This is a genomic window from Amycolatopsis sp. TRM77291 (assembly GCF_054166285.1).
Window position 1 is genome coordinate 4,235,278 of the sequence record NZ_JBSZHF010000001.1, and the last position, 18,584, is coordinate 4,253,861.

Sequence of the window (18,584 nt, forward strand, 5' to 3'; positions counted from 1 at the left end):
CGGTGGAGCGGGCGCTGCCGGGCCATTACCGTGCTGCCGGACCACGTCGCCGAGCCGGGGGCCTGCCGTTGTACACCCTGTGAGACCTGCCGAGCGCTGATTTCGTCGCGCGTCGCGCCTGGGGCGCCGCGCTTCCTTTTGCTGCGGATTTCTCACTGGAACGGGTGTATTTCCTGTGCTCGAAAACTGGGTCGTCGTACCCATCTGCCTGCCTGTCGTCCTCCGCCGTTGCCGCTCCTGCCCGGCCGGGCGTTTCCGGGCGAACGGCAAATTCCGGGTCAACGCCAACCACAAACTCCTCGACGTCTGGCTCCTCGTGCGCTGTGTCGCGTGCGGGGACACCGCGAAGCTCACGATCCTGGAGCGGGTGAACGTGCGCTCCGTCCGGCCCGAGTTGCTGGACCGGCTGCACGAGAACGACCTGGGGTTGGCGGCCGAACTGCTCCAGGATCCGGCTGTGCTCCGCCGTAACCACGTCTCTCTCGACTGGAAGGGCGCCTGGCGGCTCGACACCGGTTCCCCGCGCGGTGAGGATTTCCGCGATGTCTCGGTTCGTTTCGAGGCTCGGATTCCGCTCCGGCCCGTGCGGCTGATCGCCGAAGGGTGCGGTCTTTCGCGGGCCGCGGTCGAGAGGCTGATCGAGGAGGGGAAGGTGGTTTCGGCGGTGCGGTTGCGCGGGAAGGTGTCCGGGGACTTCACTTTTACGCTGAAACGCTGATCTTGTGGTCTCGTGAGTGGTAAGGACGGTTCTAACCGTCCTTACCACTCACGAGGCCCGACCTGTTGCGCCAGGGTGGGACCTTCACCAATCGCGAGAGTCACGACGCACAGCACCCAAATCACCCGTCAGTGGTAAATACGCAATTGGCCTTATCGCTTAAAATTACAATGATTCCGGTGGCATTTTTCGATAATATGGATACGTGCCCGAGACGACCATTCCCGAACTGCCGCAGGAGCTGTGGCGCGCCGGCAAGCTGGAGCTTGCCCACGGCGTGACAAACCTGCTGCAGGTCATGAGAGTGGCCTTGGCCGGGATGGGAAAGTACCTGGCGGAAGTGGAGTCGCGGGGCGCGGAAGACTTGTTCGGCTACGGGAGCGCGGCGTCGTGGCTCGCTGACGTCGCCCGGATCTCCCGAGGCGACGCCCAAGACATGGTGAACCGGGCCTTGGCCTTGAACCCCGCGCCGAGCGTCGGCGGCGCGGGCGCCGTGTTCGCGCCCGCGACAGCCGCCGCGGCCGACGACGGCGCGATCGGTGAGCAGCATATCGACCTGATCCTGGAGGTCCTGCGCAAAAATTCCGTCCGACGTGCCCATGGACGAACGAGACGGCGTGGAGAAGATCCTCGCCGACCTCGCCCGCGACGCCGGGCCGAAACAGATCGCCGAGGCCGGAGCCGACCTGCTCGCACACCTCGACCCCGACGGGAACGAGCCGAAGGACCCAGAACCGAAACCGCCGCGCCGCGAAGTGTTCGTCGAGCGCCGCAAGGACGGCTTCTGGAAGCTCTCCGGGCTACTGGACCCCGAGACCGGCGCCCGCACCGCTGCCGCGCTGGACGCCTTCGGAGCGAAGCGGCCGGTCGACGAGTTCGGTCAAGCCGACCACCGCACCATGCCCCAGCGCCGAGGTGACGCGTGGGCCGACCTCCTCGACCTCGCCATCGCCTGCCCCGACCAACCGGGCACCTCCGGCTACCGCACGCTGGTGCACGTGACCGTCGGGCTCGATGCCCTGAAGACCGGGCTCGGGACAGCATGCCTCGACTTCGTCGGCCGGATCACCGCCCGCGAAGCCCGGCTGGCCGCTTGCGATTGTTTGATGATCCCGGTGGTGCTCGGCGCCGCCGGTGAGCCTCTCGATGTCGGACGGATGAAACGCTTCGTCACCCCCGCCCAACGCCGGGCCTTGAACGTCCGCGACGGTGGTTGCGCCTTCCCTGGCTGCCATCGGGCGCCGAAGCACTGTCACGCCCACCATATTCGGCATTGGGCAGACGGTGGTCCCACCGATCTCCGGAACCTGGTCCTGCTTTGTTCCTTCCACCACCGGCTCATCCACCACGGTGACTGGCAGGTTCGAATGGCGCCGGACGGCATACCGGAATTCGTGCCGCCTCAATACCTCGATCCGCTACAGGTGCCACGGCGCAACACTCTCCACCGCGTCGCGACTTGATCCCACGCCCGAGGAGCCCGCCGACCGCACCGGCGACGGGCTCCTCGGCATGCCCATATGCGGCCTGGATGACAGCGAGTGCCGAGTCTCGCGAGACCTTCGCACGCCGAGGGTCAGGGCGAATGCGGCGGACGGTCCACTCACGACCGCCTGCTGAACTGAGTATCACGAAAGCCACTTTCCGGACATCACACGTCGCGAAAGTGGCTTTCGCGACACATCCAGACCACGAACCTCACCAAGCCGGCTCGGCAGCGTACTGAAGGCCTTACTTACCCCCGAAACACCTCACTGCCACTCGGACCCCTCGAAATAAACGGCCGCCGGAGTCCCCCGATTTCCCGTCATCTGATCCAGCGCCCACGCCCGCCCGAAATCGGCCAGTGCGGGACCCGACCAGGAGCCGGAGATACTGATTCCCTTCCACAGCGGCATCTTCGGCCCATTCAAGGTTCCGTGACTGACCTGCACCTGCACCGCGCCTTCCACCCAGGTGAAGACGAAATGCGCGTACATGAACATCCACGCCTGCCTGCCCAGCAGATCGCGCGCGAGCACCGGCCCCTCGGAGGGATAGGGCGCCGTGTAGATGACTTGTTTCCGGCCGCTCCGGTAACTGATCTCCTGCGCCGTGACACCGGGAGGAAGCATTGACGGCTCTGCCACTCGTCAGTCCTCCACGATGGTGATCGTGCCGTGCCCGTCGCAGCCGGCCCAGCCTTTTCCGTCGCAATCACCACATACCGAAGTGAGATAATCCATGATCCGGAAATCCGTTCGCGTCGAAGGAGAAGTGCCCGAAGTACCCGAATTACCTCGTGAACACGAGGCTCAAGTTAACGAGCACGACAACGCCCGGACAAGCCGAACGAAGCCACTCCATTCCGACGGATTACGAATCCAGAATTATTGCAGCAACGCAACGCATTCGACGTGGTGCGTCATCGGGAAAGCGTCGAAGGCACGCAGATCCACCAGCCCGTAACCGTGGCCGGCGAACAGCGCGATGTCCCGCGCCAGCGCGGCGGGGTCGCACGCCACGTAGACGATCCGGTCGGGCGAACCCTCCACAATGGAATCGACGACGGCCTTGCCCGCGCCCTTGCGCGGCGGGTCGAGGACGACGACGTCGACCGGTTTCGGGGCGTCGGCCAGCAGGTGCTCGACCTTGCCGGAGCGCCAGCGGACCTGCGGGAGGTCTGCCAGGTTCTCCTCACCGTCGGCGACGGCACGGCGGCCCGATTCGACGGCCAGGACGCGCCCGCGGGGGCCGACCTGCTCGGCGAGCACCGACGCGAAGAGGCCGACACCGGCGTAAAGGTCCCACGCCACGCCGTCACGTGGCGCCTCCGCCCATTCCGCGACGACGGCGGCGAGCGCGTCCGCGGCGGCCGGGTGGACCTGCCAGAAGCCGTGGGCGTCGAGGCGCCAGTCGCGGCCGGCGGCGTGCTGCACGGCGATTCCACCGGCCAGCTGCCGCGAGCGGGTCTTCCCGTGCACCGTCGACAGGTCGCGAAGGTGCACCTGTCCCTCGCCGTCCTTGGTGACCTCGATTTCGCTGCCGGGCCGCCAGTTACGCGACACGACGTCGTCGAGCGCGCCCGGGACGGTGATCGGGCAGTCGTCGATCGCGATCACGCGGTGACTGTGGTGCGCGCGGAAGCCTGCCTTGCCGTCCTTGCCCGCGACGAGCCGGACGCGGCTGCGCCAGTCCAGCGGCCCGCCGTCGAGCGCTTCGACGACGACCTCGCGGTCGATCCCGGCCAGCCTCTTCAGCTGCTCCATGACCACCGCGGCCTTGAGTTCACGCTGATGCCCGGGCGTGGCGTGCTGCCAGTCGCAGCCGCCGCACTCCCCGGGCGCCGCGAGCGGGCACGGCGGCTCCACGCGTTCCGGGGACGCCTCCAGGACCTCGACGGCGTCGGCGCGGCAGAACGAGCCGCCCTTGTCCTCGGTGACCGAGGCCAGGACCCGCTCGCCGGGCAGCGCGTGCCGCACGAACACGACCCGGCCCTCCGCCCGCGCGACGCAGTGGCCGCCGTGCGCGACAGCGCCGACCTCCAGCTCGATGGTTCGTCCGAGCCAGGTGCCGGTCGACGCGTCCACACTCATTCTGCTTTGTCCTTCGTTTTTTCGGGTTGCTTGACGACCGGGGAGAACCCTCGCCGCACGTCGCCCGCCGCCGGGCGGGCCTTGCGGTCGCGTTTGATCGCCTTCTCCGACGATTCGAGCTGCCACGGCACGCTGGTCACCATGACGCCGGGCTGGAACAGCAGCCGCCCCTTGAGGCGCAGCGCGCTCTGGTTGTGCAGGACCTGCTCCCACCAGTGCCCGACCACGTACTCGGGGATGAACACGGTCACCACATTGCGCGGATTGTCGCCGCGGACGCGTTTCACGTAGTCCAGCACCGGTTTCGTGATCTCGCGGTACGGCGATTCGATCACCTTCAGCGGCACCTTGAAATTGTGGTCGTCCCAGTCCTGGACGAGTTTACGTGTCTCGGCGTCGTCGACGTTCACCGTCACGGCTTCGAGGACGTCCGGCCGCACGGCCTTGGCGTAGGAAAGGGCGCGCAGGGTCGGCAGGTGCAGTTTCGAAATCAGCACGATCGCATGGTTGCGCGAAGGCAATACGGTCGGTTTACGGTCCATCTCGCGCAATTCCTCGGCGACCCGGTCGTAATGCTTCCGGATCGCCGTCATCAGGATGTAGATCGCCACCATCGCCGCGATCGCGATCCACGCGCCGAGCAGGAACTTCGTGACCAGCACGATGATCAGCACGGTGCCGGTCATGGTGAGGCCGATCGCGTTGACCGTCTGCGAACGCCGCATCCGCCGCCGCACCGCGGGATCGGTTTCCCTGGCCAGCAACCGGTTCCAGTGCCGGATCATGCCCGCCTGGCTGATCGTGAAGGAGACGAACACCCCCACGATGTAGAGCTGGATGAGCTTCGTGACCTCGGCGTCGAACGCGATGATCAGCACCAGGGCGAACGTCGAGAGGAACAGGATTCCGTTGGAGAAGGCCAGCCGGTCACCCCGGGTGTGCAGCTGACGCGGCAGGTAGCGGTCCTGCGCGAGGATCGAGCCGAGCACCGGGAAACCGTTGAACGCGGTGTTCGCGGCCAGCAGCAGGATGATGCCGGTGGCGAACGAGATGTAGTAGAACGCGGGGGTGAAGTCGGCGAACACCGCCTGCGCGATCTGCGCGACGATCGTCTTCTGCTCGTAGCCCGCTGGGGTGCCGGTGAGCTGCGTCTCCGGGTGCTCGGCGAATTTGACGTCGGTGATGATCGCCAGCGTGATGATGCCGATCAGCATCGTCACCGCGAGCACCCCCATCATCAGCAGGGTGGTGGCGGCGTTCTTCGATTTCGGTTTCTGGAACGCCGGGACACCGTTGCTGATCGCCTCGACCCCGGTCAGCGCCGCCGCACCGGAGGAGAACGTGCGCAGCAACAGGAAGAAAAAGGCGAAACCGGTCAAAGAGGCTTCTTCGTGCAGCTGGAAATCCGCGCTCTCGGCCCGCATGTCGGCGCCGGAGGCCGCCTCGATCAGCCCCCAGATCACCATGCCGAGGATGCCGATGATGAACCCGTAGGTCGGGATCGCGAACGCTTTGCCCGATTCGCGAACTCCGCGCAGATTCAGCGCGGTCAGCACGACCACGATGACGACCGCGGCGATCACCTTGTGCTGCGCCACCCAGGGAATGGCCGAACCGATGTTCGCCACGCCGGACGACGTCGACACCGCGACGGTGAGTACGTAGTCGACCAGCAGTGCGCTGGCGACGGTGAGGCCGAATTTGCCGCCGAGGTTGGTGTTCGCGACCTCGTAGTCGCCGCCACCGCTGGGATAGGCGTGCACGTTCTGCCGGTATGAGGCGACCACCACCAGCATGACGAGCGCGACGGCGACGCCGATCCACGGCGCGAACGCGTACGCGGACAATCCCGCGACGCTGAGGGTCAGAAAGATCTCCTCAGGCGCGTAGGCGACGCTCGACAACGCGTCGGACGCGAAAATCGGCAGCGCGATGCGCTTCGGCAGCAGCGTATGCGAGAGGCGGTCACTCCGGAATGGACGTCCGAGGACGAGCCGCTTCAATACGGTCGGGAACTTCGACACCTGGGAAGAGTAACGGCGGCGCGCAGCGTCTCCGTTGAGGGTGGCGGTGGGGAGGAAGGTGGAGTAACGGTCGGCCCCCAAGGTAGGTTCGGCGCTGGTATGTCTGGGTACCTGCGGACGGGTGAACGTCCGACGACTAAGGAGGCAGGGCGTGCACGTGGTGATCATGGGATGCGGCCGGGTAGGCGCATCCCTTGCCGCGGCGCTGGAGCGGCTGGGGCACGAAGTCGCCATCATCGACAAGACCCAGCAGGCGTTCCGGCGGCTCGGCAGTGATTTCCACGGTCAGCAGGTGGTCGGCGTCGGTTTCGACCGGCAGGTGCTGATCGAGGCCGGGATCGAACGCGCGGGTGCTTTCGCGGCGGTGTCCAGCGGCGACAACTCCAACATCATCTCGGCGCGGGTGGCCAGGGAGAACTTCGGCATCGACAAGGTCGTCGCGAGGATCTACGACCACAAACGCGCGGCGGTCTACGAACGGCTCGGCATCCCGACCGTGGCGACCGTGCCGTGGACGACCGACCGGTTCTTGCGCACCCTCCTCCCCGACGGTGTCGCGTCGGTGTGGCGGGACCCGTCCGGCAGCGCGGCGCTTCTGCAGCTCCCGCTCCACGAAGGCTGGGTCGGGCGCAGCGTGCGCGAACTGCAGGACACCACCGGCGCGCGGGTCGCGTTCATCATGCGGTTCGGCACCGCGGTGCTGCCCGACACCAAGGCCGTGATCCAGGCCGACGACGTCGTGTACGTCGCCGCGAAATCGGGCACTGTCAGCGACGTGACCACCGTCGCCGCTCGCGAACCGGAAGAGGAGAACTGATGCGGGTCGCGATTGCCGGGGCCGGCGCGGTCGGCCGGTCGATCGCCGCGGAGCTGATCGACGGGCGGCACCAGGTGATGCTCATCGAACGTGAGGCCGACCAGTTCGAGCCGCACACCGTGGAGCAGGCGGACTGGGTGCTCGGCGACGCGTGCGAGGTGTCGATCCTGGAGGAGTCCGGGATCGAGGAATGCGACGTCGTGATCGCCGCGACCGGCGACGACAAGGCGAACCTGGTGGTCTCGCTGCTGGCGAAGACCGAGTTCGCGGTGCGCCGGGTGGTGGCGCGGGTGAACAACCCGGCCAACGAATGGCTGTTCAACGACGCCTGGGGCGTCGACGTCGCCGTGTCGACCCCGCGGATGCTCGCGGCGATGGTCGAGGAGGCGGTGAGCGTCGGCGATCTGGTGCGGCTGATGACGTTCCGCCAGAGCCAGGCCAACCTCGTCGAACTCACCCTGCCGGAGGAGACCCCGCTGGCGGGCAAGGCGGTCAGCGAGATCAACCTGCCGCGTGACGCCGCGCTGGTGACGATCCTGCGCGGGGACCGCGTGATCGTGCCGCAGCCCGAGGACCCGCTGGAGCCGGGCGACGAGCTGCTGTTCGTGGCGACTTCGGACGTGGAACCGGAGATCCGGACCGCGCTGGGCTACTAGTTCTCGACGGCGGGCGCCTGCGCGTACTTCGCGCGCAGGCGCGCCTCGACCTCTTCGTCGGTCTCTTCGCGCGGGGCCTCTTCGGCCAGCGCCTTGAGGTGCTTGTCCGACCGCCGCACCGCCCAGACGACCGTGAGCAGGCCGAGCGCGTACAGCGGGTAGCCCATCGCGATCTTCGCGAAGGCCAGCCAGCCGGTGTAGTCCTCGTCATAGAGCCAGCGCTGCACGACGAACCGGGCGCCGAAGATCAGCGCCATCGCACCGGTCGCGATCGAATACGCGATCAGCGACTTCTTGTCCTTGCGCCAGGCGTGGCCGCTGCCGTTGAGCGCGTTCCACACCACGCCGGCGAGCGGCCAGCGGACGACGATCGAGAGCACGAAGACACCGCAGTAGACCAGGCTCGTCCAGATGCCGAACAGGAAGAAGCCCTTGGCCGAACCGGTCCGGTAGGCGATGAACGCCGCGATCGCGACCCCGAAGAAGCCCGAGATCGCGGGCTGCAGCGGCTCCTTGCGCACGATCCGCAGCACGGTGATCGCCACCGCGCTGCCCACCGCGGCCCAGATCCCCACCGTGAGCCCGAAGATCGCGTTCGCGATCACGAACACGATGACCGGCAGCGAGGAATAGAACAGTCCGGACAGCCCGCCCATCTGTTCCAACAGGGTGGGCTGGGGCTTCTTGTCTTCGGTCTTCTCTTCGCCGCCGACGGGTTCAGTCACGATGCGGGATCAACTCACAGGGCTCTGAAGTTCGTAATAGGGGTTGTACAGCACCTTCTGACCATCACGTTCGGCCATCCGGCCGCGCACCTTGATGGTTCGCCCGGGTTCGATCCCGGGGATCCGGCGGCGTCCGAGCCAGATTAGCGTCACACCCTGTGTGCCGTCGAACAGCTCGGCCTGCAGCGTCGCCGCCTCGTTGGTCGGGCAGAGCTCCACGCTGCGGAGTCTCCCGAGCACCGTCACCTCTTGACCCGACCGGCAGTCGCAGGCGCGCTGCGCTCCGCCGGCCTCGGATTTTTCGGACAGATCGTCGGCGTCGAGATCCTCGACGTCGCTGGTCAGCTTGCGGACCAGCCGGCTGAAGTAGCCGCCGTCTTTGGCGGACATAACGGTGCTCCTGTGCTCCGGGGCCCCCGACTTGAACGGCCCGTGCGTAATCCAGCGTAACTGTGCTCCGACCAGGAGAACGGGTTTAGGGGAATATCGCAACGTGACCTCCGCTATTCCGCCTACGACGGCAGTAGTACTCCCCGGCACCGGGTCCGACGAAGTGTTCGTGCGCGCCGTGTTCGCCGGTCCGCTGCGAGCGCTCGGCATCCGGCTGATCGCCCCGCCGCCGCCTCCCGGTGACCGGCTCGCGGACGGCTATCTCGCGGAGCTCGACAGGCTGGCCGACGAGCACGGTCAGCTGCTCGTCGGCGGTATCTCGTTCGGCGCGCACCTGTCGGCGGAGTGGGCGGTGCGCGATCCGGCCCGCTGCACCGGTCTGCTGGCCGCGCTCCCGGCCTGGAACGGGCCTGCCGGGCGAGCACCCGCGTCGCTCGCCGCGCGGCTCTCAGCGGATCTGGTGGCCGAAAACGGGGTCGACGGCGCGCTGGCGAAGTCGTCCGACGGCGTCCCGGAGTGGCTTTCGGCGGAACTCGGCCGCGCGTGGCGGCGGCACGGCGACGGATTGGCGGCCGGCCTGCGGACGGCCGCGGGCCATCCCGCCCCGTCTCTGGAGGCACTGAAGGCACTCGACGTGCCCGCGGGGATCGGCGCGTGCGTCGACGATCCGATCCATCCGGCGGGGGTCGCCCGCGCCTGGGCGGAGGCCCTGCCGCGCGCCGAGGTCGGCGAGTCGACGCTAACCGCCCTCGGCGCGGACCGGGAATCCCTGGGCCGGGCGACCGTCCTGGCCTGGCTGAGGGTTCTTTAACCCTGCTGCTCGGCGATGTGCTGCGCGACGGCGTCGGGCAGCGTGATGGTCAGCGGGGTGCGGACCGGCATCGGCGCGTCACCGCGGTCGACGATGGTGTGCCGCACGATCTCCCGCAGCACGGCGGGCGCCTGTGACGCCTGCGACTGCGGGCCGGCGATGACGCCGCGGAGCATCCAGCGCGGGCCGTCGACCCCGACGAACCGCAGCGCGACGTCACCGACGATCGCGGACAGCTCCAGCCCCCACTCCCCCATGCCGACCGAGACCTTGGCCCCGTCGGCGCGCAGCTGCTCGGTGAGCTCGGTGCTGACGTCCTTCCACAGGCCGCCGGACCGGGGCGCCGCGTAGCCGCTGACGGTGATCTGGCCCTGTTCGGTGACGACGTGCACCGCGCGGACACCGCCGCTCTCCGGGTCCATCTCGACCTGGACCTGGGAACCGTCGGGCACCGGCACCTTCACCGAACCGAGGTCGATCCGCGGGATGCCGTCGTCGGGCGCGTCGGCGAGGTCGAAGGGGCCGTCGGAGGTCTCCGACAGCTGCGACTCGATCTCGTCGTCGGTGTCCTCGGCAACTGGACGCTCATCGACCTCGGGCGCGGCGTGCCGTCCGGTCGGCTTCGCGCGCTTGCGTCCGAAAATCCCCACTAGTTCTCCGTTCCTTCCCTGGCTCCGGCTCCCAGTGTGGCGTGTCCGCCCGTGGAGCCATACCCTCCCTCGCCGCGCTCGGACGGCTCGAGTTCGGCGACCTCGACGAACTCGGCCTGTTCGACCCGTTGCACGACCAGTTGCGCGATCCGGTCACCGCGGGTGAGCACGACCTTCTCGGAGAGATCATGGTTGATCAGGCAGACGCGGATCTCACCGCGGTACCCGGAGTCGATCGTGCCCGGGGTGTTGACGACCGAGAGACCGACGCGGGCGGCGAGACCCGAGCGCGGGTGGACGAAGCCCGCGTAGCCGGGCGGCAGCGCGATCGCGACGCCCGTGCCGACCACGCCGCGTTCACCGGGCGCGAGCACGAGATCCGAGGTGGTGACGAGGTCGGCGCCCGCGTCGCCGGGGCGCGCGTAGGCGGGAAGGGGGACCGAAGGATCGATCCGGGAAAGCAGTACCTGAACGGTGGACACGGGCGGCGAGACTACCCTGAACGCGTGGGTGAAAGCGTGAACACGGCCGAAGGCGGCGCCGTCAAGCATTCAGAGCGGCTCTACGTCCCGTGGTGGGGCTGGCCGTTGCCGCTGCTGGGCGGCGGGCTGCTGGCGGCGGAGATCGACATGGGCTATCCCGGGCTGCGCGGGTGGCTGCCGTACGTGGTGCTGATCCCCGCGGTGATCGCGCTGATGATCTCGCTCGGCCGGTCCCGCGTGAAGGTGACCGGCGGCGCCGAGCCGGAGCTGTGGCTGCGCGACGCGCACCTTCCGCTCAAGTTCGTCGGCGACGTGGACGTCATCGACAAGGAGGCGAAGCGCAAGGCGCTCGGCCGCGACGCAGACCCGGCGGCCTTCGTGCTGCACCGGGGCTGGGTCGGCCCGGTCGTGCGCGTCTGGCTCACCGACCCCGACGACCCGACGCCGTACTGGCTGTTCAGCACCCGGCATCCGGAGAAGGTGGCCGCGCTGCTGCGCCACCCCGCCGAGAAGGCCTGAGAGGACATGGGAAAGGGGGCCGGCCACCTGGCCGGCCCCCTTTATTCCTGTTCAGATCCCGAAACCCCCTGTCGCGCCGTCCCCTGTGCCCGTAGGCTCAGGCGCAGTCGCGGCAGATGAGCCGTCCGCCACTCTCCTCGGCCAGCCTGCTGCGGTGGTGCACCAGGAAGCAGACGGAGCAGGTGAACTCGTCGGCCTGCTTGGGCACGACCTTGACGGTCAGGTCCTCACCGGAAAGTCCGGAGAGGTCCGCGCCCGGCAGCTCGAAGTTCTCGGCGGTCGCGTCCTCGTCGACGTCCACGACGCCGGACTGGTTTTCGTTACGCCTTGCCTTCAGCTCTTCCAACGAGTCTTCGGCCAGCTCGTCGGCTTCGCTGCGGCGCGGAGCGTCGTAGTCGGTCGCCATTGGTCCCTCACCCCTGCGATGCTTTCGATGTCGATTGGCCCGGACCCGCGAGCGCGCGGCTCGTGAGTCCTTCGTGCCGCTGGTTAACGTCCCAGCGCCCCTGTTTGTGCCCGGCTGGGCAGTGAGCGAGGTCTCTCTTTTGCGCCTCTTACTGCCGCCTGAGCCCGCGAAGGGTAGCTCACGCTGATACCGGCTCTGCAACGAGTCAGACATAGCCGCGATTACGTCACCCAACAGGGGGAACCCTGCTGTCAAGACGCCTGTCGTCCGAATGGGTTGCCCACGGGTCGGGTACCTCACCGCTTGGGCTCGGCTGCTTGCCCGGAGTGGCCATCGCGTGGTGCTATCCGGAGGCCCGCGCCGATCACCTTCGCCGTAACGCATAGGCTGATCGGACACGATGGTGAGACGAAGCACCGTCCGAGGATCCGGGCTTTGGGGAAGGGACTGTCAGGTGGCGTCGGGGAACGGCATCGGGGACCGCGGGGCGAGGCCGTATCGCAAGCGCAAGCCGCTGCCCGCGCTCATCGTCATCGGGGTGATGGCGCTGGGCGCGGTCATCGTCTGGGTGAACGTCGTCGCGAGCAAATCCGACATCGACGCCAGGGTCCGCTGCGATCCGCCGCCCGCCCCGCAGCAGGGTGTCACCTACACGCCGCTGGCGCACATCGGTCTCGACGACCGCGCGCCGGTGCCGCCGGACAAGGTCGCCGTCCAGGTGCTCAACGGATCCCAGGTCCGCGGCCAGGGCGGGATCGTCACCAGCACGTTGCGGGAACTCGGCTTCTCCCAGATCGTCGAACCGGACGTCGACCCGGCCTACAAGAACGCCGAAGCCAAGTGCCGCGGCCAGATCCGTTTCGGTGAGAACGGCGCCGCCGCGGCCCGCACGCTGAGCCTGGTGGTCCCGTGCGCCGAACTGGTCAAGGACAACCGCAAGGACGCTTCGGTCACGCTCACCACCGGCACCCTGCTCGGCGACGTCCGCCCGAAGGCGGAGGCGCGCCAGGTGCTCGACCAGCTCACGCAATGGTCGAAGGCGCAGCAGGGCAGCGGCGGCGGTGAGCAGTCCGCGGGCGGCGGCGCCCCGGTGATCGACCAGGCGCTGCTGAAGGCCGCCCGCGAAGCCCCCTGCTGACCCTCAGATAGTGCCCACGCCCGAGTCGATCAGCGCCTGACGCAACGGAGCCGCGATCGACGGCGCCACCGCGAAGGTCGCGTCCGGGCCCAGCCCGGCGTCCTCGCCCGGCAGCGACACCTGGGCGCCCGCCTCGGCGGCGATGAGCGCGCCGGCGGCCCAGTCCCAGTGCCCGAGGCCGTGCTCGACGTAGGCGTCCAGCCAGCCCGCCGCGACCGCGCACAGATCCAGCGAGGCGGCCCCGTTGCGCCGGACGTCCCGCACCCGGGTCGCCAGTTCGGCGACGAACCGCGCCTGCTTCGTCCGCCGTTCGACCTTGTAGGCGAACCCGGTGCCGACGAGCGTCAAATCCAGCCGGGAAGGGGCGTTGACCGCCAGCGGCCGCCCGTCGAGGAACGCGCCCTGCCCCCGTGCGGCGCTCCAGCGGCGCCCGCTGACGGGTTCGACGACGGCGCCCGCCACCGACACCCCGCCGACCTGCGCGGCCACCGACACGGCGAACCAGGGCAGCCCGTAGAGGAAGTTCACCGTCCCGTCGATCGGGTCGACCACCCAGGTCACCCCGTCCCCGGCGATCCCGCCACCCTCTTCGCCGAGCACGGCGTCGTCCGGGCGCAGTTCGGCGAGCCGGGCGCGCACCAGCCGTTCCGACTCGTGGTCCACCGCGGTCACCACGTCGGTGTCGGCGGATTTGGTGTCCACGCGCACCTCGCGGCCCGCGTTCATCCCGGTCCAGGCCTCGTGGACCAGTTCGGCGGCCTCGCCCGCGACACGCTCGGCGACACTCTTCAGCAACGTCTCGTCAACTCCCACGTCCGCCATGTCACCACATCCGGTTAAAGTCTCCGAGGCAGGCTTCTGAATCGTGCGAGAAGGGACCACGTCCGTGGTGGAGGCGACCCGAGGTTTCGGTATCGACATCGGCGGCAGCGGGATCAAGGGCGCGCTGGTCGACTTGGCGCAAGGACAGCTGATCGGCGACCGGATCCGCATCGACACGCCGAAGCCGTCGACCCCGGAGGCGGTGGCGGACGTCGTCGCCGAGATCACCGGCCAGGCGGGCTGGGACGGCCCGGTGGGCGTCACGCTGCCCGCGGTGGTCAAGAAGGGGGTCGCGCACACCGCGGCCAACATCGACCGCGCGTGGATCGGCACCGACGCCGACGCCCTGTTCGCCAAGCGCCTCGGCCGCGGCGTGGACGACATCGCGATGCTCAACGACGCGGACGCCGCCGGCATGGCCGAGATCCGCTGGGGCGACCCGGCCGCGCGGCGCGGCGTGACGGCGCTGCTGACCTTCGGCACCGGTATCGGCAGCGCGGTCTTCCAGGACGGGAAGCTCGTGCCCAACACCGAGTTCGGCCACATCGAGGTCGACGGCTTCGACGCGGAGAAGAAGGCCGCGGCGTCGGTGAAGGACAACGAGGAGCTCTCGTATCCCGAATGGGCGGAACGGGTGAACAGGTATCTCTCCGTGCTGGAAAACCTGATCTGGCCGGATCTGTTCATCGTCGGCGGCGGGGTCAGCAAGAAGTCGCACAAATGGGTCCCGCTGCTGGACATCCGCACCCCGGTGATCGTCGCGTCGTTGCAGAACAACGCGGGCATCGCCGGCGCGGCGGCCGCCGCCGCGGAGGGCATCGAGCACTGACGCGCGCACGCTGACATCCGCGTCTCGGATGTCACTTCGGCGGGTCGCACGGCGTGTCGCGCCCGGCGGGTGGTGGTCCGCGCCGCGACGCTGTCACGTATCGTCGTTACAATGGAACACGGCCCACGGCGGCGGCACCCAGGAGATCGAGGGAAACCGCAGGCCGAGGGGTGTTCCCCGAAGTTTGAGGCAGCCGAGACCATCACGCCTCGGCTCGTCATGATCGACCGCTGCGAAAGGGCGTAAGTGGCAGCCGCAAGAACCGCAACCCGAAGCGGGACGAAGACAGCGACCGCAGCCGGCGAGCCGGCCGACGAGGCAGCCACCGACGCGGCGAAGCCCGCGGCGCGCAAGACCGCCGCCAAGGCGGCCGGCGCGAAGAAGGCCCCGGCGAAGAAGGCTCCGGCCAAGAAACCCACCACCAAGGGTGCCAAGACCGAAGACGGCGACCCGGAAGACGGTCCGGTAGAGCTCGACGAAGCCGACCTCGAAACCCCGGACCTGTCGGACCTCGAAGAGGTCGAGGTGGACGTCGTCGACGCTTCCGTCACCGAGGAGACGGAAGAGGACGCGGAGTCCGACGAGGACGTCGAAGAGACGCCCGCGCGCGGTCGCCGCACCTCGACCGACAAGAACGCCGGGAAGACCTCCGACAACCCGGACTTCGTCTGGGACGAGGAAGAGTCCGAGGCGCTGCGCCAGGCCCGCAAGGACGCCGAGCTCACCGCTTCGGCCGACTCGGTCCGCGCGTACCTCAAGCAGATCGGCAAGGTCGCCCTGCTGAACGCCGAGGAGGAGGTGGAGCTCGCCAAACGCATCGAGGCCGGGCTCTACGCCGCCGAGCGCGTCCGCAACGCCGAGGAGGAGGGCGAGAAGCTCGTCACCCAGATGCGGCGCGACCTCAAGTGGATCGTGCGCGACGGTGAACGGGCGAAGAACCACCTGCTGGAGGCGAACCTCCGGCTCGTGGTCTCGCTGGCCAAGCGCTACACCGGCCGCGGCATGGCGTTCCTGGACCTGATCCAGGAGGGCAACCTCGGCCTGATCCGCGCGGTGGAGAAGTTCGACTACACCAAGGGCTACAAGTTCTCCACGTACGCCACCTGGTGGATCCGTCAGGCGATCACCCGCGCGATGGCCGACCAGGCCCGCACCATCCGTATCCCGGTGCACATGGTCGAGGTCATCAACAAGCTCGGCCGTATACAGCGCGAACTGCTGCAGGACCTCGGTCGCGAGCCCACCCCCGAAGAGCTCGCGAAGGAAATGGACATCTCCCCGGAGAAGGTCCTCGAGATCCAGCAGTACGCCCGCGAGCCGATCTCGCTCGACCAGACCATCGGCGACGAGGGCGACTCGCAGCTCGGTGACTTCATCGAGGACTCCGAGGCAGTCGTCGCGGTCGACGCGGTGTCGTTCACGCTGCTGCAGGACCAGCTCCAGTCGGTGCTGCAGACGCTGTCCGAGCGCGAAGCGGGTGTGGTGCGGCTGCGGTTCGGCCTCACCGACGGCCAGCCGCGCACGCTCGACGAGATCGGCCAGGTGTACGGGGTGACCCGTGAGCGCATCCGGCAGATCGAGTCGAAGACGATGTCGAAGCTGCGTCACCCGTCGCGTTCGCAGGTCCTGCGCGACTACCTGGACTGAGCCCAGGGTTCACGGAAGACCCCGTCACCGTTCCGGTGGCGGGGTTTTTCGCGTCCGGTGTCGAATCGCGGCCCGCCCGTTCGACGCGTGGGTATGACGAAACCTCACGCCACCAAGAACCTCGACCGCTACGGATCCGCGGAACTCCCCTGGAGCCGCGCGCGCGACGTCCTCGCCGAGGACACGCCGACCGCCGACCTGACCTTCTTCGTGACGACCGTCCGTCCCGGCGGGCGCCCGCATTCGGCGGGTGTCGGCGCAGTCTGGGTGGACGACGCCCTGTACTTCAAGGGCGGGCCGGGAACGCGCCGGTCCCGCAACCTGGCCGCGAACCCGGCGTGTGCCGTTTCGGTGCGGTTGCGGGGAATCGACCTCACGCTGGAGGGCGAGGCGCACCGCGTCACCGACCCGGCGACGCTGGAACGCGTGGCGGCGGTCTACCGGACGGGCGGCTGGCCCGCGTCGGTCGAGGGCGACGCGCTCACGGCCCCCTTCAGTGCGCCCAGCGCGGGACCGCCGCCCTGGTATCTGTACCGCCTCACCCTGCACCGGGCGATCGGCGTGGCGAGCGCGGAACCGCATGGCGCCACGCGCTGGGATTTCACCCCGTGACCTCAGCTGTCCGTGAAGGCCTCCTTGCCTACCCTGAAGGTCGTGAAGGCCTCCTTCCTTACCCTGAGAGTAGGGAAGGAGGCCTTCACGGACTTGGGCGACCTCAGGCGCGGCCGGTCAGGGTGGTCCACGGGACGTGCACGGTCACCCGTTCCCGCAGTTGCTCGTTCATCAGCCACAGCTCCCCCGTCGCCGGCCAGTACGACAGGTTCTGCGAGTTCACCGGCGCGCGGCCGCTCAGCCGCGACGTCGAGGTGCCGCCGACACCGCCGTGCAGGCATGACGGATGGTCGCCCGCCACCCCGGCGTATTCGGGGCACACGCCGGTCAGCACGAAATACCCGTTGCGCGCCACCGCTCCCTGCATTCCCCACACCGGCGACACGAAGCCTTCCTTCGCGTGCACGGTGCCATCGGCGGACACCTTCGGCAGGCCGGTCGCGCGGTCGAACGGCCACCGCAGCACCCGGCCGCCCGCCGCGTTCGGGATGTGCTCCGCGGTCACGATCGAGCCGTCGCTGTGGTCGAAGGACATCGTCGCGAGACACGGCCGTGTCCCAGGGGCATTGGTACAGGCGCCGCCACCGGGATACCAGTACGCGCCGATCTGCGGCATCGCGTAGTCGTAGAACGCCGCGTGGTACTTGCCGTCCGTGCCCTTCCCGACGACGCCGGAGCTGTCGTCGACCTTCCAGAAGTGCGTGGTGTCGAAGACCCGCACCACTCCCCCGGTGGTCGCGACGAACAGCCGGTTCCCGATCCACGTCATCCCGTGCCCGTGTCCTTGCACGACGGCGAAGTTGTCGTCCGACGTCGGCTCGACGAGCAGCACGTGCCGGTATCCCAGCCCGGTCGCGTCCACAAAGGACAGACGGATCATGGTGTCGCCCGGGGTGTGCCAGGACGTCGCGACGACCCGTTTGGCACCGACCTTCCCGGTCGCCGCGTCCGCGTCGCCGGAGCCGGTCAGTCCCTGCGGGATCCAGTCGTTGGTCTTGTCGTCGTTCGCGTCTTCCCAGCAGAACCCCGCCGGTTTCAACGCCGTCGCGAGATACGTGGCGTGGCACAACGGCCGCGCCTTCCGGTTCGCCGACGACAGGATCTCCGGCAACCCGCGGGCCGGGAGATGTTTCTCCAGCGCGGCGATCCGGGCGCCGTAGGTGCCGAAGGTCGAACCGGACGTCCAGCGGAAGCCGTCGACCGTGGCCGCGTCCATCCTCGGGAAGGCGGCCGCGGCCGACGCGACCCCGGGGATGAGCCCGAACACCAGCAGCAGCGCGGCGAGAAGTCCCAGCCTCTTCATACCCGCGAGCCTCCCGGCCGCGCGCATACGTTCGATACAAATCGCGTCAGGACACCGAAAGTCCGCGCTCGGCCAGGGATTCCTCGATCCGGAGCCGTTCGATCTCCCGGTCGAAGCCCTCCGGCAGCACGTCGAGCCGGTGATCGACCTCGACCTCCCGGCAGGCTTGGACGAGCAGCGCGTCGTACGCCTGCCTGGTGCCGTACCGGCGGACGGCGGAGGCCCCTGGCGGGAGTTCCGCCAGCAGACGGTGCACCCGGCGCAGATCGGCGGCGAGCTTCTCGATGGGCGGGCCCGCCGGGACCTCGGGTTCACGGCGGCGGCGCCACCGGCGCACCACCTCGGGAACCTTCAGCGCGCACCAGAAAAGAACCGAAGGCGCCACGGCGACAACGGCGTACAGCGCGACAGGCCCGATGGCCACGACCAAGGGTAAACCCGCGCGGAGCGCCGGAGAAGC

Annotated in this window: 20 protein-coding genes and 1 pseudogene; 10 read left to right on the forward strand and 11 right to left on the reverse strand. The window is 68.7% G+C overall.

Annotation, left to right across the window (positions count from 1 at the left end):
- The first annotated feature begins 175 nt into the window (after positions 1 to 175).
- Positions 176 to 718 (forward strand): DUF1062 domain-containing protein, encoded by a 543-nt coding sequence (locus ACXIZN_RS19400; protein ID WP_457956059.1) that lies wholly within the window; start codon positions 176 to 178, stop codon positions 716 to 718.
- Positions 719 to 923: 205 nt separating this feature from the next.
- Positions 924 to 2,181, forward strand: a pseudogene (locus ACXIZN_RS19405) (DUF222 domain-containing protein).
- A 288-nt stretch (positions 2,182 to 2,469) separates the two neighbouring features.
- Here ACXIZN_RS19405 and ACXIZN_RS19410 read toward each other — a convergent pair.
- The 3 genes from ACXIZN_RS19410 to ACXIZN_RS19420 all read right to left on the reverse strand — a co-directional run bounded on the left by ACXIZN_RS19410 (position 2,470) and on the right by ACXIZN_RS19420 (position 6,317).
- Positions 2,470 to 2,847 (reverse strand): hypothetical protein, encoded by a 378-nt coding sequence (locus tag ACXIZN_RS19410; protein WP_457956060.1) that lies wholly within the window; start codon positions 2,845 to 2,847, stop codon positions 2,470 to 2,472.
- Between the two features lie 240 nt (positions 2,848 to 3,087).
- A complete protein-coding gene (locus ACXIZN_RS19415; protein WP_457956061.1) occupies positions 3,088 to 4,293 on the reverse strand; it encodes a class I SAM-dependent RNA methyltransferase in 1,206 nt (401 codons plus the stop codon).
- Positions 4,290 to 6,317 carry an APC family permease gene (locus ACXIZN_RS19420; protein ID WP_457956063.1) on the reverse strand — a complete coding sequence of 676 codons (2,028 nt, stop codon included), beginning with the start codon at positions 6,315 to 6,317 and terminating at the stop codon, positions 4,290 to 4,292. The genes ACXIZN_RS19415 and ACXIZN_RS19420 overlap by 4 nt, the downstream gene beginning before the upstream one ends.
- 151 nt (positions 6,318 to 6,468) lie before the next feature.
- Between ACXIZN_RS19420 and ACXIZN_RS19425 the strand changes: the two genes are divergently transcribed.
- Both ACXIZN_RS19425 and ACXIZN_RS19430 read left to right on the forward strand, forming a co-directional pair.
- Positions 6,469 to 7,134 carry a potassium channel family protein gene (locus tag ACXIZN_RS19425; RefSeq protein WP_457956064.1) on the forward strand — a complete coding sequence of 222 codons (666 nt, stop codon included), beginning with the start codon at positions 6,469 to 6,471 and terminating at the stop codon, positions 7,132 to 7,134.
- Positions 7,134 to 7,790: a potassium channel family protein gene (locus tag ACXIZN_RS19430; RefSeq protein ID WP_016332961.1), complete on the forward strand. Its 657-nt coding sequence runs from the start codon at positions 7,134 to 7,136 to the stop codon at positions 7,788 to 7,790. Before ACXIZN_RS19425 ends, ACXIZN_RS19430 begins: the two co-directional genes overlap by 1 nt.
- Here ACXIZN_RS19430 and ACXIZN_RS19435 read toward each other — a convergent pair.
- Positions 7,787 to 8,515, reverse strand: coding sequence for a DUF3159 domain-containing protein (locus ACXIZN_RS19435; protein ID WP_457956066.1), 729 nt, complete (start codon positions 8,513 to 8,515; stop codon positions 7,787 to 7,789). The two genes, ACXIZN_RS19430 and ACXIZN_RS19435, sit on opposite strands and share 4 nt — an antisense overlap.
- Before the next feature lie 9 nt (positions 8,516 to 8,524).
- Complete coding sequence (locus ACXIZN_RS19440) at positions 8,525 to 8,905, reverse strand: OB-fold nucleic acid binding domain-containing protein (protein ID WP_034316985.1); 381 nt, start codon at positions 8,903 to 8,905, stop codon at positions 8,525 to 8,527.
- A 103-nt stretch (positions 8,906 to 9,008) separates the two neighbouring features.
- On the opposite strand from ACXIZN_RS19440, the gene ACXIZN_RS19445 reads away from it, so the two are divergent.
- Entirely contained in the window at positions 9,009 to 9,716 is a 708-nt protein-coding gene (locus ACXIZN_RS19445; RefSeq protein ID WP_457956068.1) for an alpha/beta fold hydrolase, read from the forward strand.
- Here ACXIZN_RS19445 and ACXIZN_RS19450 read toward each other — a convergent pair.
- Both ACXIZN_RS19450 and dut read right to left on the reverse strand, forming a co-directional pair.
- Complete coding sequence (locus ACXIZN_RS19450; protein WP_257487892.1) at positions 9,713 to 10,366, reverse strand: DUF3710 domain-containing protein; 654 nt, start codon at positions 10,364 to 10,366, stop codon at positions 9,713 to 9,715. The two genes, ACXIZN_RS19445 and ACXIZN_RS19450, sit on opposite strands and share 4 nt — an antisense overlap.
- Entirely contained in the window at positions 10,366 to 10,848 is a 483-nt protein-coding gene (gene dut, locus ACXIZN_RS19455) for a dUTP diphosphatase (RefSeq protein ID WP_007033571.1), read from the reverse strand. The genes ACXIZN_RS19450 and dut overlap by 1 nt, the downstream gene beginning before the upstream one ends.
- A gap of 24 nt (positions 10,849 to 10,872) precedes the next feature.
- Between dut and ACXIZN_RS19460 the strand changes: the two genes are divergently transcribed.
- Positions 10,873 to 11,367: a DUF3093 domain-containing protein gene (locus ACXIZN_RS19460; protein WP_034316991.1), complete on the forward strand. Its 495-nt coding sequence runs from the start codon at positions 10,873 to 10,875 to the stop codon at positions 11,365 to 11,367.
- A gap of 97 nt (positions 11,368 to 11,464) precedes the next feature.
- Here ACXIZN_RS19460 and ACXIZN_RS19465 read toward each other — a convergent pair whose 3' ends face one another.
- Entirely contained in the window at positions 11,465 to 11,773 is a 309-nt protein-coding gene (locus ACXIZN_RS19465; protein WP_005164528.1) for a DUF4193 domain-containing protein, read from the reverse strand.
- A 454-nt stretch (positions 11,774 to 12,227) separates the two neighbouring features.
- Here ACXIZN_RS19465 and cei point away from each other — a divergent pair, with 454 nt between their 5' ends.
- Complete coding sequence (cei, locus tag ACXIZN_RS19470; protein ID WP_457956069.1) at positions 12,228 to 12,911, forward strand: envelope integrity protein Cei; 684 nt, start codon at positions 12,228 to 12,230, stop codon at positions 12,909 to 12,911.
- A 3-nt stretch (positions 12,912 to 12,914) separates the two neighbouring features.
- Here cei and ACXIZN_RS19475 read toward each other — a convergent pair whose 3' ends face one another.
- Entirely contained in the window at positions 12,915 to 13,733 is an 819-nt protein-coding gene (locus ACXIZN_RS19475; RefSeq protein ID WP_257487895.1) for an inositol monophosphatase family protein, read from the reverse strand.
- 67 nt (positions 13,734 to 13,800) lie between these two features.
- On the opposite strand from ACXIZN_RS19475, the gene ppgK reads away from it, so the two are divergent.
- The 3 genes from ppgK (at position 13,801) to ACXIZN_RS19490 (ending at position 16,821) form a co-directional block, all read left to right on the forward strand.
- Positions 13,801 to 14,562, forward strand: coding sequence for a polyphosphate--glucose phosphotransferase (gene ppgK / locus ACXIZN_RS19480; protein WP_257489725.1), 762 nt, complete (start codon positions 13,801 to 13,803; stop codon positions 14,560 to 14,562).
- A gap of 246 nt (positions 14,563 to 14,808) precedes the next feature.
- Positions 14,809 to 16,209: an RNA polymerase sigma factor gene (locus ACXIZN_RS19485; RefSeq protein WP_126731519.1), complete on the forward strand. Its 1,401-nt coding sequence runs from the start codon at positions 14,809 to 14,811 to the stop codon at positions 16,207 to 16,209.
- A 93-nt stretch (positions 16,210 to 16,302) separates the two neighbouring features.
- Positions 16,303 to 16,821, forward strand: coding sequence for a pyridoxamine 5'-phosphate oxidase family protein (locus ACXIZN_RS19490; RefSeq protein ID WP_457956070.1), 519 nt, complete (start codon positions 16,303 to 16,305; stop codon positions 16,819 to 16,821).
- Between the two features lie 103 nt (positions 16,822 to 16,924).
- Here the strand turns inward: ACXIZN_RS19490 and ACXIZN_RS19495 are convergent, their stop codons facing one another.
- Together ACXIZN_RS19495 and ACXIZN_RS19500 are read right to left on the reverse strand one after the other, a co-directional pair.
- Positions 16,925 to 18,124, reverse strand: coding sequence for a hypothetical protein (locus ACXIZN_RS19495; protein WP_457956072.1), 1,200 nt, complete (start codon positions 18,122 to 18,124; stop codon positions 16,925 to 16,927).
- A 46-nt stretch (positions 18,125 to 18,170) separates the two neighbouring features.
- The gene (locus ACXIZN_RS19500) at positions 18,171 to 18,548 is read right to left on the reverse strand and encodes a hypothetical protein (RefSeq protein WP_457956074.1); all 378 of its coding nucleotides are present in this window, start codon (positions 18,546 to 18,548) and stop codon (positions 18,171 to 18,173) included.
- Between the last annotated feature and the right edge of the window lie 36 nt (positions 18,549 to 18,584).

Bases quoted from the DNA above. Each gene is read 5' to 3' on its own strand.
- ACXIZN_RS19415 (WP_457956061.1), bottom strand. From the start codon at position 4,293: ATGAGTGTGGACGCGTCGACCGGCACCTGGCTCGGACGAACCATCGAG.
- ACXIZN_RS19430 (WP_016332961.1), top strand. From the start codon at position 7,134: ATGCGGGTCGCGATTGCCGGGGCCGGCGCGGTCGGCCGGTCGATCGCC.
- ACXIZN_RS19440 (WP_034316985.1), bottom strand. From the start codon at position 8,905: ATGTCCGCCAAAGACGGCGGCTACTTCAGCCGGCTGGTCCGCAAGCTG.
- ACXIZN_RS19465 (WP_005164528.1), bottom strand. From the start codon at position 11,773: ATGGCGACCGACTACGACGCTCCGCGCCGCAGCGAAGCCGACGAGCTG.
- ACXIZN_RS19475 (WP_257487895.1), bottom strand. From the start codon at position 13,733: ATGGCGGACGTGGGAGTTGACGAGACGTTGCTGAAGAGTGTCGCCGAG.
- ACXIZN_RS19490 (WP_457956070.1), top strand. From the start codon at position 16,303: ATGACGAAACCTCACGCCACCAAGAACCTCGACCGCTACGGATCCGCG.
- ACXIZN_RS19495 (WP_457956072.1), bottom strand. From the start codon at position 18,124: ATGAAGAGGCTGGGACTTCTCGCCGCGCTGCTGCTGGTGTTCGGGCTC.